General features: G+C 64.7%; 13 protein-coding genes. 8 read left to right on the top strand and 5 right to left on the bottom strand.

The window, feature by feature from the left end:
- Positions 1-7: 7 nt before the first annotated feature.
- Complete coding sequence (locus NX862_RS03950) at positions 8-1,975, bottom strand: heme lyase CcmF/NrfE family subunit (protein WP_264492563.1); 1,968 nt, start codon at positions 1,973-1,975, stop codon at positions 8-10.
- Positions 1,976-2,502: 527 nt separating this feature from the next.
- Between NX862_RS03950 and rocF the strand changes: the two genes are divergently transcribed.
- The 3 genes from rocF to NX862_RS03935 all read left to right on the top strand — a co-directional run bounded on the left by rocF (position 2,503) and on the right by NX862_RS03935 (position 5,228).
- On the top strand, positions 2,503-3,417 hold the full coding sequence (gene rocF, locus NX862_RS03945; RefSeq protein WP_264492562.1) for an arginase: 915 nt from the start codon (positions 2,503-2,505) through the stop codon (positions 3,415-3,417).
- 301 nt (positions 3,418-3,718) lie between these two features.
- Entirely contained in the window at positions 3,719-4,711 is a 993-nt protein-coding gene (gene moaA, locus NX862_RS03940) for a GTP 3',8-cyclase MoaA (RefSeq protein WP_264492561.1), read from the top strand.
- Between the two features lies 1 nt (position 4,712).
- Positions 4,713-5,228 (top strand): hypothetical protein, encoded by a 516-nt coding sequence (locus NX862_RS03935; protein ID WP_264492560.1) that lies wholly within the window; start codon positions 4,713-4,715, stop codon positions 5,226-5,228.
- 7 nt (positions 5,229-5,235) lie between these two features.
- Here the strand turns inward: NX862_RS03935 and NX862_RS03930 are convergent, their stop codons facing one another.
- The 3 genes from NX862_RS03930 to NX862_RS03920 form a co-directional block, all read right to left on the bottom strand.
- Positions 5,236-5,577, bottom strand: coding sequence for a DUF1304 domain-containing protein (locus tag NX862_RS03930; RefSeq protein WP_264492559.1), 342 nt, complete (start codon positions 5,575-5,577; stop codon positions 5,236-5,238).
- Positions 5,578-5,629: 52 nt separating this feature from the next.
- Positions 5,630-6,781: a M20 aminoacylase family protein gene (locus NX862_RS03925; RefSeq protein ID WP_264492558.1), complete on the bottom strand. Its 1,152-nt coding sequence runs from the start codon at positions 6,779-6,781 to the stop codon at positions 5,630-5,632.
- Between the two features lie 248 nt (positions 6,782-7,029).
- On the bottom strand, positions 7,030-8,376 hold the full coding sequence (locus tag NX862_RS03920) for an NAD(P)/FAD-dependent oxidoreductase (protein ID WP_264492557.1): 1,347 nt from the start codon (positions 8,374-8,376) through the stop codon (positions 7,030-7,032).
- Between the two features lie 233 nt (positions 8,377-8,609).
- On the opposite strand from NX862_RS03920, the gene NX862_RS03915 reads away from it, so the two are divergent.
- The 5 genes from NX862_RS03915 to NX862_RS03895 are packed head-to-tail and all read left to right on the top strand — an operon-like array spanning position 8,610 to position 14,281.
- Positions 8,610-9,599 carry an ABC transporter ATP-binding protein gene (locus tag NX862_RS03915; protein ID WP_264492556.1) on the top strand — a complete coding sequence of 330 codons (990 nt, stop codon included), beginning with the start codon at positions 8,610-8,612 and terminating at the stop codon, positions 9,597-9,599.
- Positions 9,592-10,617, top strand: a complete 1,026-nt coding sequence (locus NX862_RS03910; protein WP_264492555.1) for an ABC transporter ATP-binding protein — start codon at positions 9,592-9,594, stop codon at positions 10,615-10,617. Before NX862_RS03915 ends, NX862_RS03910 begins: the two co-directional genes overlap by 8 nt.
- Positions 10,614-12,311 (top strand): peptide ABC transporter substrate-binding protein, encoded by a 1,698-nt coding sequence (locus NX862_RS03905; RefSeq protein ID WP_264492554.1) that lies wholly within the window; start codon positions 10,614-10,616, stop codon positions 12,309-12,311. The genes NX862_RS03910 and NX862_RS03905 overlap by 4 nt, the downstream gene beginning before the upstream one ends.
- Before the next feature lie 55 nt (positions 12,312-12,366).
- Entirely contained in the window at positions 12,367-13,374 is a 1,008-nt protein-coding gene (locus tag NX862_RS03900) for an ABC transporter permease (protein ID WP_264492553.1), read from the top strand.
- Complete coding sequence (locus NX862_RS03895; RefSeq protein ID WP_264492552.1) at positions 13,367-14,281, top strand: ABC transporter permease; 915 nt, start codon at positions 13,367-13,369, stop codon at positions 14,279-14,281. The genes NX862_RS03900 and NX862_RS03895 overlap by 8 nt, the downstream gene beginning before the upstream one ends.
- Before the next feature lie 56 nt (positions 14,282-14,337).
- On the opposite strand, the gene NX862_RS03890 is transcribed toward NX862_RS03895, so the two are convergent.
- Positions 14,338-16,116 carry a calcium-binding protein gene (locus NX862_RS03890; RefSeq protein ID WP_264492551.1) on the bottom strand — a complete coding sequence of 593 codons (1,779 nt, stop codon included), beginning with the start codon at positions 16,114-16,116 and terminating at the stop codon, positions 14,338-14,340.
- Positions 16,117-16,123: the final 7 nt, after the last annotated feature.

Raw genomic sequence — 16,123 nt, 5'->3', positions numbered from 1 at the left:
CGGTCCTTCATTCTGCGGGCACCCCGCGCAGTTTGGCGGCCCCGGCGGCGACGCGGTAGCGGCGGTCGGACAGCGACAAAAGCCCACCCAGACCCATCATCACCCCACCAACCCAAAGCCAAAGCGCAAAGGGTTTGATATAGGACCGCAAGGCATAGCCGCCGCCCTCTTGGGCATCGCCGACGACGACATACAGGTCTTGGGTCAGGCCGGGGCGGATCGCGGCCTCGGTCGTGTTCATCTGCGCAAAGGGATAGGACCTTTTGGCCGGATGCAGGGTCGCAATCATCACCCCGCCCTTTTGCACAACAACATCCGCGACTTGGGCGGTGTAGTTCGACCCCTGTTCCTCGCGGATATCCTGCAGCGTGATGTCATAGGCGCCCATGGTGAATGTCTCTCCCAGTTGGACGACGCGGATATCCTCCTGGCTGTAAGAGGTCAGGGTGACGACGCCAAAGATGGTCAGGCCAAGGCCGGCATGGGCGGTGACGCGGCCCCAATCGGCGCGCGGCAGCCTTGTCAGGCGCGACAGGCGAGCCGAGACAGCACCCCGCCCGCAACGCGCCCAGATGTCGGTGGCCGATCCCGCCACAAGCCAGGCCGCCAGCGCAATCCCCAGGGGCCCAAGGGTCGACCGCCCCGACCCCAGCGCATAGGCCAGAAGGGCTGCGGCCACAGCCAGGATCAGCGCCGGGGCAAAGGGGCGCAGCGCCCGGCCCAGCTCTGCCCGTTTCCACGGCAGAACCGCGCCGATGGGCAACGCAAGCCCCAAGGCCACGGCAAAGGGCGTGAAGGCCGCATCAAAAAACGGCGCGCCGACCGACACGGCGCGGCCCAACAGGACCTCGGCCACCAGGGGCCAGATCGTGCCAACAAAGACGACAAAGGCCGCCACGGTCAGCAGCAGGTTGTTCAACACCAGCCCGCTTTCGCGTGAGATCATGGCGAAGACGCCCTTGGCCTCCAGATCGCCGGCCTTGGCGGCATAAAGCGTCAGGGCGCCGCCCATAAAGACGCCAAGGATCGCCAGCACCGCCATCCCCCGCGTCGGGTCCGAAGCAAAGCTGTGGACCGAGGTGATGACGCCCGACCGCACGATAAAGGTCCCGATCAGCGAGAAGCCAAAGGCAAAGATCGCCAGAAGGATGGTCCAGGACTTCAACGCCTCACGCTTTTCGACCACGATGGCGGAGTGGAGGAGGGCCGTGGCAATCAGCCAGGGCATGAAGGAGGCGTTTTCCACCGGGTCCCAAAACCAGAACCCGCCCCAGCCCAGCTCGTAATAGGCCCAAAGTGAGCCCATGATGATGCCGATGGTCAGGAACATCCAGGCGGCCAGGGTCCAAGGCCGGACCCAGCGGCCCCAGGCGGCATCCACCCGCCCCTCCAGCAGGGCGGCCACGGCAAAGGCAAAGGACATCGAAAGCCCGACATAGCCAAGGTAAAGGAAGGGCGGGTGGAAGGCCAATCCGGGGTCCTGCAGGATCGGGTTCATGTCGTTGCCGTTCATCGGCGGCACGGCCAGGCGCAGGAAAGGGTTCGAGGTGAAAAGCGTAAAGGCCAGAAACGCCGCCCCGATCGCGCCCTGAACCGCCAGCACCCGCGCCTTCAGCCGCAAGGGCAGGTTCTGGCCGAACCAATGCGCGCAGGCCCCGAACAGCGACAGCGCCAGCACCCACAGCAGCAATGACCCCTCGTGATTGCCCCAGACCCCCGCGACCTTGTAAAGCATCGGCTTTTCGGTGTGGGAATGGGCGACGACCAGGGCCACGGAGAAGTCCGAGGTCACGAAAGCATAGGTCAGCGCACCAAAGGCCGTGGCGATCAGCGCGAATTGCACCGTGGCCGCGGGTCCCGCCAAGGCCATAAGCCTGCGGTTGGCCCTTTGCGCGCCGATCAGGGGAAGGCTCATCTGGATCAAGGCGGTGACGAGCGCGAGGATCAGGGCAAAATGGCCGAGTTCGGTGATCATGGGGCCTCCGGGGTTTTCGGGAACATAGGACGTTTCAGGGGCATAGGGAAGGCACGGGCCCGTGATTGGGGGGGCGTGATTGGGGGCCCGTGATTGGGGGGCGTGATTGGGGGGCGTGATTGGGGGGGCGTGATTGGGGGGGCTGGCGGCATGATCGGGCCTCTCGGGCCCCGCGGCATGAAATGCCTTGGGCCCTACGGGCGGAACCGGGGGGCTTCCGCCCCCCGGCCCCCCCGACCAAAGGGGCGCAGGCGCCCCTTTGGAAACCCCCTGCACATGGGCGCTACCGCGGGTGCTTCTGGTGTCATGACCCATTGGCGAAAAGACGTCCTCGCCGTCGCGGCGGCTGGTGGACCGTCTCGTGCCCTCAAAACCCCTGCCCCCCAGAGCCCGCGCACGGAAGACCTCCGCTTGCGTGTTTGCGCAAGCATGAAAGGCAAAGTGCAGCCTTTGGGGCCCGGGTTCGGGCAGAATGGTGGTGGACCGGGGCGGGCGGGCGCGGGATAAGGGGGGAAATGGAGGGTCTTATGGATTGCAGTTTGATTGGGGCTCCGGTCGACGAGGGGCAAAGGCGGGCGGGCTGCGTCATGGGACCTGCGGCTTACCGTGTCGCGGGGCTGGGGGCGGCCATGGCCGAACTGGGGCACGGGGTCGAGGACCTGGGCGACCTGCGCCCCGATGCGGTCGAGGGGGTCAGTTGCCCCAACCCGGCCGTGCATGACTTGGCGACGGTCGTGGGCTGGACCCGCGCCCTGCGCCGGCAGGTGGCAGAGGTGCTGGACCGGGGCCGGATGCCGGTCGTGCTGGGCGGGGACCACTCTTTGGCGCTGGGCTCGGTCGCGGGGGCGGCGGAACATGCGGCCCGCGCGGGGCGGCCGCTGTTCCTGTTGTGGCTGGATGCCCATTCCGATTTCCACACGCCCTTGACCACGACTTCGGGCAACCTGCATGGCACGCCCGTCGCCTGGATCGCCGGCCGCGAGGGGTTCGACGCCTTTGGCCCCTTCCCCGGCGTCATCCCGCCCGAGCGCATCTGCCTTTACGGCATCCGCTCGGTCGATCCGGCCGAACATGCGGCGCTTTTGACCCATGATATCGCCATCAACGACATGCGCGTCCTGGACGAGCGCGGCATCGTGGCCCCCCTGCGCGAGTTCCTCGACAGCGTCCGGGCGGCGGGGGGGATGCTGCATGTCTCGCTGGATGTCGATTTCCTTGACCCTTCGATCGCGCCCGCAGTGGGCACGACCGTGCCAGGCGGAACGACCTTTCGCGAAGCGCATCTGGTCTGCGAACTGCTGCACGAAAGCCGTCTGGTGACTTCGCTGGACCTGGTGGAGCTGAACCCTTTCCTGGACAAGCGCGGCATGACCGCGAAACTGATGGTCGAGCTGGTGGGAAGCCTCATGGGCCGCAAGGTCTTTGACCGGCCGACACGGTAGCGGGGGGCAAGGAAGCGGGGGACCTCTCCCCCGCACCCCCAGCTGAAGGGACCCGCGGGGCCCCTCCAGACCTCCCCCGGGATATTTGGGCCAGTATGAAAGGCCGGACCTTGGAGGTTTCATACTGACCCAAATACTCATCTCTTCCGCTTTTACACCGGCCCAAACACACACGGGGTTTCTCAAGGGGAGCCTGCGCCCCCTGAGGCGAGGGGCGGCAGTCCCCCGATCTTGCCGCGACCAAGGTCCCAAGCGGCGGTTTCGGGATTGTATCGGCCGGGTTCAGGCCTATCTTGGCAGCATGGCACCCCTCATCGACCCTTTCGCCCGCCCGATCTCTTACCTGCGCGTTTCGGTGACGGATCGCTGCGACTTTCGCTGCGCCTATTGCATGACCGAGCACATGACCTTCCTGCCCAAGGCAGAGCTTCTGAGCCTTGAGGAGCTGACGCGGCTTTGTTCGACCTTCGTCCGGCTGGGCGTCGAAAAGCTGCGGATCACTGGGGGCGAGCCCTTGGTGCGCAAGGGCATCATGACCTTCTTCGAGGCGATGGGGAAGCAGCTGGGGGCGGGACTCAAGGAGCTGACCGTGACAACCAACGGGTCGCAGCTGCGCAAATATGCGCGGGAGCTGGCGGCGGTCGGGGTCAAGCGGATCAATGTGTCACTGGACACGCTGGATGACGCGAAATTTGCCGAAGTGACCCGCTGGGGTCGGCTTTCGCAGGTGCTGGACGGGATCGCCGCCGCGCGCGAGGCGGGCTTGCGGGTCAAGATCAACGCGGTGGCGCTGAAGGGCGTGAACGAGGGCGAGCTTTTCTCCCTGACCGAATGGGCCGCGAAGGAAGGCCATGACATGACCTGGATCGAGGTCATGCCGATGGGCGAGATGGAGGCCGACCGGCTGGACCAGTTCTGGAGCCTCAAGGACCTCCGCGCGCGGCTTTCGGAGCGTTACACGCTGACCGACCTGGCGGAACGCTCTGGCGGCCCCGCGCGTTATGTGCGGCTGGAGGAGACCGGGCAAAAGGTCGGTTTCATCACGCCGCTGAGCCATAACTTCTGCGAAAGCTGCAACCGGGTGCGGGTGACTTGCACGGGCGAATTGTATATGTGCCTCGGCCAGGAAGACATGGCGGATTTGCGCGCGCCTTTGCGGGCGAGTGCGGAGGATGCGGGGCTGGAGGCGGCGATCCGGGCCGCGATTTCACGAAAGCCCAAGGGGCATGACTTCGACTATTCGCGCGGTGTGGCCGGCAAGATGTCGCGGCACATGAGCCACACGGGGGGGTAGGGTGAACGATACGCCCACCGGACCAAGCGCCCGCTTTGCGAACGCCGTCGGTGTTGTTTTTCTGGCTAGTAAGCTGCTCTTCGTGCCGCTGGTCGCGATCTTGCGTCATAGCCAAATCCTTGACGCAGGCCTGGCGCCGGTCGGTGCATGGATGTCGGACAACCTGCCCCATGTCGCTGTGCGCGTTGCGCAATCGGAGAGGGCTTGCACGGGCTGCGGCAGCCTCTACCTCATCGCTCTCGCCTATCTGGCGGGCCATTTTACGGTTTTTGCCCCTCTCTTCGCATGGCTTGCTCCGGGCAAGCCGCAGGTGCGGCCAATCTCAACTGGGTGGTTGGCGATTGGCCTAATTGCGATGCTCGGGTTCCTTGTCTTTGCCTCACCAGGGTCCGGTCGTCACAACTGGGTTCTGATCGGCTATCCCCACTTGGTCCTTTCAACCCTCTGCGCACCCTTCTTTGCAATCGCCCCGGTTATGGCTGCACAAAGTCTGCGGGAAGCTTGGGCCGCGCGCTAGGTCGGGCTTATATCCCCAAACCCACCGCCACCAACGCCAAGGCCGCAGGAACCGCCTGGATGAAAAGGATCTTCCGCGAGGCCGTCGCCGCGCCGTAAACCCCGGCCACCAGCACGCAAGCGAGAAAAAACACCGCGACATCCATGCGCCAGAGGCCCCAAACCAGCCCCGCCGCCAGGAAGCCGTTGTAGAGCCCCTGGTTCCCGGCCAGGGTCCGGGTCGCCGCGGCGAACTCTGCCGTGGTGCCAAAGGCGCGGCGGGCGCGCGGCGTGGTCCAGAGGAACATCTCCAGCACGAGGATATAGGCATGCAGCGCGGCGATGGCCGCTATGAGAACATTGCCGATCATCCAATCCTCCGTAGGGTGTGTGCTTGCACGCACCGGACTCTGAATCCCCCCCTCACCCCCGCGCCTCAACCATGGCCGCATACCAGCTGGACCCAAAGGGGATCGCATTGTCGTCGAAGTTATAGGCCGGGTGATGGACCATGGCCGTGTCGCCATTGCCGACGAAGATATAGGCCCCCGGGCGCTCGTTCAGCATATAGCTGAAATCCTCGGCCCCCATCATCGGCGCCACGTCCTCATCGACCTGACCCGAGATCGCCCGCGCGACTTCGACCGCAAATCCCGTGTTCTCGGGCGCGTTCATCGTCACCGGATAGCCGCGCTGGTAATCCACGACCGCCCGCGCGCCCAAGGCCAGCGCCGTGCCCTCGATCACCTCTGATAGGCGGCGTTCGACGAAATCCTGCACCTTCGGGTCCATGGTGCGCACCGTCCCCTTCAGGCGCACGACCTGAGGGATGACGTTATAGGCGGTCGAATCCGTCTCGACCACGCAGACCGAAACCACGACCTGGCCCAAGGGATCGACATTGCGCGAGGCAATCGTCTGCAAAGCGGTGATCACATGGGCCGCCACGACCACCGTGTCGACGCAGTCCTGAGGCTTGGCGGCATGACCGCCCTTGCCGGTCAGCACGACGTCGAACTGATCGGCCGCGGCCATCATCGCGCCTTCGCGGATCGCAAAGGTGCCGACCGGAATCCCCGGCATGTTGTGCATGCCGTAGACCTCTTGCACCCCCCAACGGGTCATCATGCCATCGGCCACCATCTCGCGGCCCCCACCGCCGCCTTCTTCGGCGGGTTGAAAGATACAGACGGCGGTGCCGTCGAAGTTCCGCGTCTCGGCCAGGTATTTCGCGGCGCCCAAGAGCATCGCGGTGTGGCCGTCATGGCCGCAGGCATGCATCTTGCCCGGCACGGTCGAGGCATAGTCCAAGCCGGTCTGCTCGTGGATCGGCAAGGCGTCCATATCGGCGCGCAGGCCAATGACGCGGCCTGGCCCCCGGCCCTTGATCACCGCCACAACACCGGTGCGGCCGATGCCTTCGACCACCTCGTCACAACCGAAACTGCGGCAAAGGTCCGTCACCTTGGCGGCGGTGCGATGCACATCGAACAACAGCTCTGGATGGGCATGAAAATCCCGGCGCCAGGCGGTGATTTCAGGCAGCATCTCGGCGAAACGGTTCTTGACGGGCATGGGGGATCTCCTTTGGCCCAAGGGTCTCGCAAAGCCCGGGGACCCGCAACCCCTTTCAGACCGGCCCCGATACGCGCGGGGATTTTCAAGGGTTTGCCACTTGGTGCGCGGCGTGGTCAGGAAAGCTGCGGGGTCAGGAAAGCTGCGGGGTCAAGAGACACCCGGCAAGAAGGCCGCTTTAATAGGGGGGTGCGGGGGGCTGAAGGCCCCCCGCTACCAGAAGATGCCGACCTTGCAGCGAAGACCCCCTATAAGGACGGTCCGGGCACCAGCCGGGTCCCATCCGAAAACCGCGACAGACGGAACCGCGACAAGTCATGGCCCACCTTGTTGCCCGCCACCAGATCGGCCACCACGCGCCCCACGCCGGGCCCGATGCCAAAACCATGGCCACACATGCCGGTGGCGATCACCAGCCCCGGCAGGCTTTGCACCCGGTCGATCACCGGCACGACATCGGGGATCGTGTCGATCATCCCGGCCCAGGCCTTGACGATCTGCGGCCGCCCGACCTGCGGAAAGGCCGCGGCAAAGGCGTCCTGCACCCGGGTCAGCGCCTTCATGTTGGGCGCGGGCTCCAGCACGCGGACCTGTTCAAAGGGCGAGACCTCGTCCCCCCCCCAGACCCGGTCCACCCCCCAGGCGTCGGGATAGCCCGCAGGCGCCCGCAGCCGAAAAGAGGTCTTGCGGAAATCGGCCTTCAGCATCCGCACAAAGGGCCAAAAATGCCGGAACGCATCCGGCCCGATGTAAAAGTCGTGATGCGCCCCGGGCGCCAGCGTATAGCCACCATCCTCACGCCGGCGAAAGGCGAACCGGTCATCCGCCGCATTGCCGGCAAAGACATCCGGCAAAGGCCCGGTTGCCGCCACCGAGGCCAGGACCGACAGTTGCGGGATCTTCACCCCATGCGCGGCCAAAAACAGCGAGGACCAGGCCCCGCCCGCCACCACGACCTGATCGCAGGCAATCCGCCCCTGTTCGGTGAAAACCCCCGCCACCTTTCCGCCCTGCACATCCAGACGGCGCACCGCACAATTTTCCACCACGGCCAGACCCTCGGCCGCCGCCGCCTGCGCCAGAATCGGCAGCGCCACCCAGGGCTCGGCCCGCGCGTCGCTGGAGGTCCAAAGCCCGCCCACCCAAGGCGCCCCGGCCTGAGGCATCGCCTCGGCCACCTGCCCCTGTGAACGCAACCGCACATCCAGCCCGTATTCGCCCGCAGCCACCTCGGACCAGGCCTCGAAGCCGCGCATTTCGGCGGCGGTGCGGGCCAGATACATGACCCCCTCTTGGCGGAACCCCAGCCCCGGCAGACGCAGCGAGAACCCCTGCCACAGCCGCAAAGACTCCATCATGATCGGCAATTCGGCGAAATCGCGGCCCTGTTGCCTTATCCAGCCCCAGTTGCGGCTGGATTGTTCGCCCGCGACGCGGCCCTTTTCCAGCACGACGGCCTTCAACCCGCGCTGCTGCAGGAACCAGCCCGACATCACGCCGATGATCCCGCCGCCCACCACGACGACGTCACAGGACTTGGGCGGCGGCCCGACATGGTGCAGCGGGCTGCCTGCTGTGACCGGACCTGACGCCATGACGCTCTCCTTTTTCGCCCGATCATTCCCGCCCCAAGCCGCGACCGCAAGCCCCGCTTTCGGCATACTGCAGCGCCGACCCTACATTCTGCCCGAAAAGACGCCATGTCGCCGCAAAAGATTCTAGGTTGATCGAAAGGACAAAATCGTCAATCTAAGGGCAATGGCACGGGGCCCTCGAAGGCCTCGGCAAGACAATCAGACCGAAAAAACAAGGTCGTGGGGGAAGACATATGCCCGATGGGGCCGCACCCGTGCTTGACGTCCGGGGCCTGAAGACCGTTTTCCGCACCCGCTCTGGCGAGGTGCATGCGGTCAATCATGTCAGTTTCAACCTGAAAAAGGGCGAGCTTTTGGGCGTCGTCGGCGAAAGCGGCTCGGGCAAGTCGGTGACGATGATGTCGCTGGTGGGCCTGTTGCCGCAGCCGCCCGCCGAAATCCGCGGCGGCCAGGTCATGCTGGGGTCGCGCGACCTGCTGAAAATCCCGCTGCACGAATTGCAGGATGTCCGCGGCGCCAAGGTGGGTTTCGTGTTCCAAGACCCGATGACCTCGTTGAACCCGGTCTTCAAGCTGGGCGATCAGATCATGGAGCCGCTGCGCCGTCACATGGGCATGACCAAGCCCCAGGCGCGGGCGCGGGCCATCGAACTGCTGGAGCTGGTGGGCATACCCGACGCCGAGGCGCGGATGAAAGCCTATCCGCATCAATTCTCGGGGGGGATGCGCCAACGCGTGATGATCGCGATTGCGCTGGCCTGCGACCCTGATGTGCTGATTGCGGATGAGCCCACGACCGCGCTGGATGTCACGATTCAGGCGCAAATCCTGGAGCTGGTGAAAGAGCTGCGTCAAAAGCTGGGCATGGCGATCATCTGGATCACCCATGACCTTGGCGTCATCGCAGGCATCGCCGACCGGGTCATGGTGATGTATGGCGGCCAGGTTGTCGAACAGGGCGCCGTGCGCGAGGTCTTCAAGCACCCCGCCCATCCCTATACCCGCGCTTTGCTGAAAACCGTGCCCGCGCTGCATGGGCCAAGGGCCGACCGGCTGATGGCCATCGAGGGCCAACCGCCGATCCTGATGGCCGAGCCCGCCTCCTGTTCCTTTGCGCCGCGCTGCGCCCATGCTTTCGACCGCTGCCGCGCCCAGAACCCTTTGCGCCGCGATCTGGGTCCGGGCCATGATGTCGCCTGCCATTGGGAGGCGCCCCATGCGTGATGCTTTGGTCAAGGTCCGCGGGCTGAAGATGTATTTCCCGATCCACACCGGGCTGTTCCGCCGCCACACCGGCGATGTGAAGGCGGTGGACGATATCTCTTTCGACATCCAGCCCGGCGAGACTCTGGGGCTGGTGGGCGAATCGGGTTGCGGCAAGTCGACCGTTGGCCGCGCGCTGATCCGGCTGTATGAGCCCACCGCAGGCACCGTGACGATTGCCGGCGACGAAATCACCACCCTGCCCCCCGAGGCCCTGCGCAAAAAGCGGCCCCAGATGCAGATGGTCTTTCAAGACCCTCAGGCCTCGCTGAACCCGCGCATGACCCTTGCGCAGATCATCGGCGAGCCTTTGGTGGAACATTCCGGCCTGTCCAAAGCCGCCCAGCTGGACCGCATCTATGAGCTGATGGACCAGGTCGGCCTGAACCGCCGCTTTGCCAACCGCTATCCGCATGAATTCTCGGGCGGACAGCGCCAGCGCATCGGCATCGCCCGCGCGCTGGCCCTGAACCCCAAGTTCATCGTTTGTGACGAGCCGATTGCGGCGCTGGATGTGTCGATCCAGGCTCAGGTCGTCAACCTGCTGGAGGACCTGCAGGACCGGCTTGGCCTGACCTATCTGTTCATCAGCCATGACCTGTCGATGGTGCGCCATATCGCGGACCGGGTGGCGGTCATGTATCTGGGCCGCATCGTGGAACTCTCGCCGCGTGACGACCTTTACGCCCGGCCCCTGCATCCCTACGCCGAGGCGCTGTTGTCGGCCGTCCCCGAGGCCGACCCCGAAAACCAGGGCCAACGCATCATCTTGAAGGGCGATGTCCCCTCGCCCGCCAATCCGCCCAAGGGCTGCGCCTTTTGCACGCGCTGCCCCCGGGCCTTCGATCTGTGCCGCAGCACCCGCCCCGTTTTGACCGAGGTCGAACCGGGCCGCCAGGTTGCCTGCCATTTGTTTTCCACCCCGTCGGGCGCGCAAGCCCCCGCAACCATAAACTTGCAACAAGGAGTGACATCATGAAACTGAAAGCGGCCCTTTTGGGCGCTGTCTCGGTCCTTTGCGCCTCGCAGGCCTTTGCCGAGCGTGGCGCGGATGGCCATGTCAATGTGCTGTATTGGCAGGCGCCCTCCTCGATGAACCCCTATCTGTCGGGCGGAACCAAGGAAATCGAAGTCGCCTCGATGGTGATCGAAGCCCTGGCGGGCTTTGACGAAAAGGGCGTGGTCTTCCCGCGTCTGGCCGTCGATGTGCCCACGGTCGAAAATGGCGGCGTGGCTGCTGACCTGACCTCGATCACCTGGAAGCTGAAAGAGGGCCTGTTGTGGTCCGATGGCACCGCGGTGACGGCCGACGACGCGGTCTTTACCTGGCAGTATTGCACCGCCCCCGATGGCGGCTGCGCCCAGGCCTCGAAATACGAAGGCGTGACCAATGTCGAAGCCATCGACCCGCTGACCATCAAGGTCACGTTCGGCGCGCCGAAGCCCAATCCCTATACCGCCTTCGTCGGCTCGACCTCGCCCATCCTGCAAAAGGCGCAGTTCGCCAATTGCCTGGGCGCCGCCGCCTCGACCTGCACCGACCAGAACAATGCCCCCATCGGCACCGGTCCCTTCAAGGTCACGACCTTCAAGACCAATGACACGGTCGAACTGGAAGCCAACCCGAACTACCGCGACGCGGCCCTTCCCGCCTTTGCCACGATGACCGTCAAGGGCGGTGGCGATGCCGAGGCCGCAGCCCGCGCCGTTCTGGAAACCGGTGAGATCGACTACGCCTGGAACACCCAAGTGAACCCCGAACTGCAGACCGCGATGGCGGCCGGCGGCAAGGGCGCCTTCGTCAACGGCTTCGGCACCCTGGTCGAGCGGATCGAAATCAACCTGACCGACCCGTCGCCCGATCTGGCCGAGGGCGAGCGTTCGACCGTCAAGCATCCCCACCCGATCCTGTCCGACATCAAGGTCCGCAAGGCCCTGTCGATGGCGATCGACCGTCAGCTTCTGGTTGACGTGGGCTATGGCACCGCCGGTCGTCCGACCTGCAATATCGTGCCCGCCCCCGAAGCCTATGCCTCGGCCAACACCGATTGCATCGCGCAGGACATGGAAGGCGCCAAGGCGCTGCTGGACGAGGCCGGTTGGACCGTGGGCGCCGATGGCATCCGCGAAAAGGACGGCAAGAAGCTGGCGATCCTGTATCAATCGACCGTCAACCCCGTGCGTCAGGACTTCCAGGACCTTGTGAAGTCGTGGTGGACCGAGCTGGGCGTTCAGGTCGAGCTGAAGGCCATCGACGCTTCGGTCTTCTTTGGCGGGGATGCGGCGTCGCCGGACACCTACCAGAAGTTCTATGCCGACGTGGAAATGTTCGCCAACAACTTCGACGGCACCGATCCGGAAGCCTATCTGGCGCAATACAAATGCGACAAGATCCCCGCGCCGGAAACCCAGTGGCAGGGCGAGAACATCAACCGCTTCTGCGACCCGGCCTATGATGCCCTGGCCGTCGAGATGTCGTCGACCGCCGACATCGCCAAGCGCACCGAGCTGGCCAAGAAGATGAACGAGATGCTGACCAAGGACAGCTACACCGTTCTGCCGCTGGTGGATCGGGGTCGCCTGTCGGCTGCCTCGAACACCCTGGGCGGCGTGGTCCTGAACACCTGGGATTCCGAGATGTGGAACGTCCAGAACTGGACCCGTCTGAAGTGATCTGAACGCAGGGGGCGACAGCTTCGCCCCCTGCCCCTCTTGCCTCGGGGACCCGATGCTGACCTTCATCCTGCGCCGCCTCTTGCTGGCCATCCCCACCCTTTTGCTGATTTCGGCGGCGATCTTCCTTCTGGTCGATCTGGCCCCGGGCTCGCCTTTGTCCGAAATCCCCCTGACCATCCCGCCCGAGACCCGCCAGAAGATGATCGAGGCCATGGGCGCCGATCAGCCGGTTCTGGTGCGCTATGTCCTGTGGCTGAAACAGTTTTTCTGGGTCGAGCCCGCCTATATGCTGGATGGCTGGTTCGGCACCAACCTCGCCGATGGCGCACAGCGGATCATCAGCTATCAGACCCGCGGCCCGGTCTTTGCCCTGATCGGAGAGCGCATCCCCCAGACCCTGACCGTCATAGGCACGGCCTATCTGGTGGGCGTGTTGATCGCCCTGCCCATCGGCATCTATTCCGCCTATCGCCAGTATTCCTGGTTCGACCAGGCCGGGACCTTTGTCGCCATGCTGGGCTATTCGGTGCCGACCTTCTTTACCGGCGTGCTGTTCATCGTGATCTTCTCCAGCTGGCTGCAGTGGTTCCCCTCGATCTACAACACCTCGTTGAAGGTCGTGGACTGGACGACCTTCTGGGCTCAGGTGCGGCAGATGGTGCTTCCGGTCATGGTGCTGGGCCTGGCCAATGCCTCCGAACTGTCGCGCTATACCCGCGCCTCGATGCTGGAAAACCTGAGCCAGGACTATGTCCGCACCGCCCGCGCCAAGGGCCTGCGCGAGCGTCCCGTGGTGCTGAAACATGTGCTGCGCAATTCGCTGATCCCGGTGGTGACGGTGATTGCGCTTGGCGTTCCCTCGATCTTTGGCGGGGCGATCATCACGGAAAACGTCTTCAAGGTGAATGGCATCGGCTCGGCCCTGATCGGCGCCATCCATGCCAATGACCTGCCGATGATCCAGACCCTGACCTTCATCTTCGCGATGCTTATCGTGCTCTTCAACCTGATCGCCGATGTGCTTTACGGCCTTCTTGACCCCCGGATCCGCTATGACTGAGACTTTGGCACCGCCCCGCTCCCAGGCGCGCGACATCTGGGACCAGTTCAAAAGCCACAAGGGGGCGATGATCGGGCTTTGGGTCCTGATCGGGCTGACGGTCTTCGTGCTGATCGGGCCGCTGATCTGGACCATCGACCCGGGCTTTGTGAACCCCGACAAGGTCCAGATGATGAAGCTGCGCAACAAGCCGCCAAGCTGGGCGCATCCGCTGGGCACCGACCAACTGGCGCGCGACGTGCTGGCGCGGATGATGTTCGGCGGCCGCATCTCTTTGGCGGTGGGAGCGGTGGCCATGGTGCTGTCGGTGTTCCTCGGCACGCTGATCGGCGTGCTGGCGGGGTTTTACCGCAGGCTGGACGGGCTGTTGATGCGGCTGACCGACCTGTTTCTGTCGCTGCCGCTGTTGCCCCTGTTGCTGGTGCTGATGTTCCTGTTCAAGGACGCGGTCTCGGGCGTCATCGGGCCGGCCCTCGGCGCCTTTGTGCTGGTGGTCCTTGCCATCGGGGTGACGTCCTGGATGTCCTCGGCGCGGATCGTGCGGGGTCAGGTCCTGGCCTTGAAAGAGCGGGAATTCGTGCTGGCGGCGCGGTCGATCGGCACGCCCTCGCATCGGATGATCACGCGGCACATCCTGCCCAACGTCATTTCGCCGGTCATGGTGGCGGCGGCGCTTGGCGTGGCCAATGCGATCATCACGGAGTCGGTGCTGTCGTTTCTGGGCCAGGGCTTTCCGCCAGATTTCCCGACCTGGGGGCGGTTGTTGTATGATGGCGTCGGCACGATGCAGCTTTATCCGGCGCGGGTGATCATCCCGGGGGTCGCGATCTCGCTGACCGTGCTGGCGGTGAATTACATCGGCGACGGCTTGCGCGACGCTTTGGACCCGCGGATCAGGGGGCGATAAAAAGGGGGGCGCTGCCCCCCTTTTTCATCAGGCTGTCTTTACAGGCTGATGTCCCCTTACAGGCTGATGTCGGTGGCGGTGATCACATGCAATCCCTTGATCTGGATCGACATGTCGGCCACCATATCGCCATTCACATCGGCCCGCAGATAGGTGAAGCCGCCCGATTGGAAGGTCCGCAGTTCCCAGGCGTGACCGGTAAAGACCCCGCTGCCGATGAAGGTAAAGGTTGATTCGTCCCCTTGGCCATAGGGATAGCGGCCCACATCCGACAGGTCGATGCGGTCGAGGCCATCGGTGAAGTCCAAGATCAGGTCGCGTGTCGAATTGCCCATGGCGCTGGCCTGCCAGTAGGAGAATTTGAACGTATCCGCCCCGGCGCCGCCCGTCAGCGTATCGGCCCCGTTGCCGCCGGTCAGCGTGTCATTGCCATCGCCGCCGAACAGCACATCCGCCCCGCCAAGCCCCAAGAGGTTATCATCGCCCGCCCCGCCGGTCAGCGTGTCCTTGCCGCCGTCAAGGGAGACATACTCGAACAGCGCATCGCCAACCAAGGTGTCATTGCCCGCCCCGCCCGTCAGGCTGTCATCCAGTTGATCGCTGGTGAAGGCATAGGCCTCAAAGCCCGCAAAGCGCGTCACGACGCCAGCCTTGGTGATCTCGACCCCTTGGGCGGTGACGGCCGACTTCCAGACCACCGGCGTGGCATCCGCCGCCCATCTCAGGACCAGCGTGTCATTGCCCAACCCGCCGTCAAAGACCTGCGCCCCGCCGTGATACTGCCCGATGATCGTGTCATTGCCCGAACCGCCATAGGCAGAGCCCCCACCATGCCCATCGGCAGAGATACTGTCATCGCCAGCGTCGCCGTAAAGCGTGTGGACCTCTCCGGAGTCAGAGCTTTGCAGCCTGTCGTTCCCCGCGCCCCCATGTGCAAAACCCGTGGTCCCGTCCAGCCACAGGAAGTCATCCCCGTTCCCGCCCTGCAGTTCGGCATGGGCGGTGATGCTGGGTGTATCATGCATGGTCAGCGTGTCATTGCCCGCCCCCGCATCCGCGATCAGGCTGCCGCCAAAGATATCGACCCGGTCCGCCAAGGCGCTGCCCGTCAGGGTCAGGTTGACGCTGTTGCCACGGAATTGCAGCGCCTCGAAGCCGTCGACGACCTGAGCCGTGCCATTGATGCGGAAGCAATTCAGGGGCATGTCGACGACAACAGTCGCGCCTGTGGTCGCCCCGTAGTTCAGGACCAGAACGTCGGCGCCTGCCCCGCCATGCGCCTCGAAGGCCAGGCCATTGACCTCGACCACATCATTGCCCGCGCCGGCGAAGATATGGTCGAACCCGCCGCCGCCCCGGATCGTATCGTCCAGCGCGCCGCCCGTGACGGTGTCGCTGCCCGCCCCCAGCGCGAGGTCAAGCCGCTCGATCCCCAGCAGATGCACCGAATTGGCCCCCGCCACCTTGGCCCAGACATCGGCGCCAAGCGTCAAGGTCACTGCCGCCGTGATCTCGGTCAGGTCCATCTGGGCGATATCAATGCCCAAGCCGCCATCGGCCAGATCCCCCGCCCCGACCTGCAGGATGTCATTGCCATCCCCGCCATAAAGCTGATCCAGCCCCGTCCAGCCCGTGATCGTGTCATTGCCGGCCCCGCCATAAAGCGTGTCATCGCCCAAGGCACCGACGACCGAGTCATTGCCAAAGCCGCCGTAAATCACATCGGCGCCGGTATTGCCCCAGATCGTGTCATTTCCGGCCAATCCATAGACCGTCTCGGGCGAGGTCGCGATGGTGTAAGCATCATTGCCCGAGGTCAAATTCTTGATCGCCATGCAACTC

It is taken from the genome of Stagnihabitans lacustris (assembly GCF_025950525.1).
Lineage (GTDB): Bacteria > Pseudomonadota > Alphaproteobacteria > Rhodobacterales > Rhodobacteraceae > Stagnihabitans.
The sequence above is the reverse complement of the archived record's forward strand: the minus strand, read 5'-3'. Positions and strand labels throughout refer to the sequence as shown.

Bases quoted from the DNA above. Each gene is read 5' to 3' on its own strand.
- NX862_RS03950 (WP_264492563.1), bottom strand. From the start codon at position 1,975: ATGATCACCGAACTCGGCCATTTTGCCCTGATCCTCGCGCTCGTCACC.
- rocF (WP_264492562.1), top strand. From the start codon at position 2,503: ATGGATTGCAGTTTGATTGGGGCTCCGGTCGACGAGGGGCAAAGGCGG.
- moaA (WP_264492561.1), top strand. From the start codon at position 3,719: ATGGCACCCCTCATCGACCCTTTCGCCCGCCCGATCTCTTACCTGCGC.
- NX862_RS03930 (WP_264492559.1), bottom strand. From the start codon at position 5,577: ATGATCGGCAATGTTCTCATAGCGGCCATCGCCGCGCTGCATGCCTAT.
- NX862_RS03925 (WP_264492558.1), bottom strand. From the start codon at position 6,781: ATGCCCGTCAAGAACCGTTTCGCCGAGATGCTGCCTGAAATCACCGCC.
- NX862_RS03920 (WP_264492557.1), bottom strand. From the start codon at position 8,376: ATGGCGTCAGGTCCGGTCACAGCAGGCAGCCCGCTGCACCATGTCGGG.
- NX862_RS03915 (WP_264492556.1), top strand. From the start codon at position 8,610: ATGCCCGATGGGGCCGCACCCGTGCTTGACGTCCGGGGCCTGAAGACC.
- NX862_RS03910 (WP_264492555.1), top strand. From the start codon at position 9,592: ATGCGTGATGCTTTGGTCAAGGTCCGCGGGCTGAAGATGTATTTCCCG.
- NX862_RS03905 (WP_264492554.1), top strand. From the start codon at position 10,614: ATGAAACTGAAAGCGGCCCTTTTGGGCGCTGTCTCGGTCCTTTGCGCC.
- NX862_RS03900 (WP_264492553.1), top strand. From the start codon at position 12,367: ATGCTGACCTTCATCCTGCGCCGCCTCTTGCTGGCCATCCCCACCCTT.
- NX862_RS03895 (WP_264492552.1), top strand. From the start codon at position 13,367: ATGACTGAGACTTTGGCACCGCCCCGCTCCCAGGCGCGCGACATCTGG.
- NX862_RS03890 (WP_264492551.1), bottom strand. From the start codon at position 16,116: ATGGCGATCAAGAATTTGACCTCGGGCAATGATGCTTACACCATCGCG.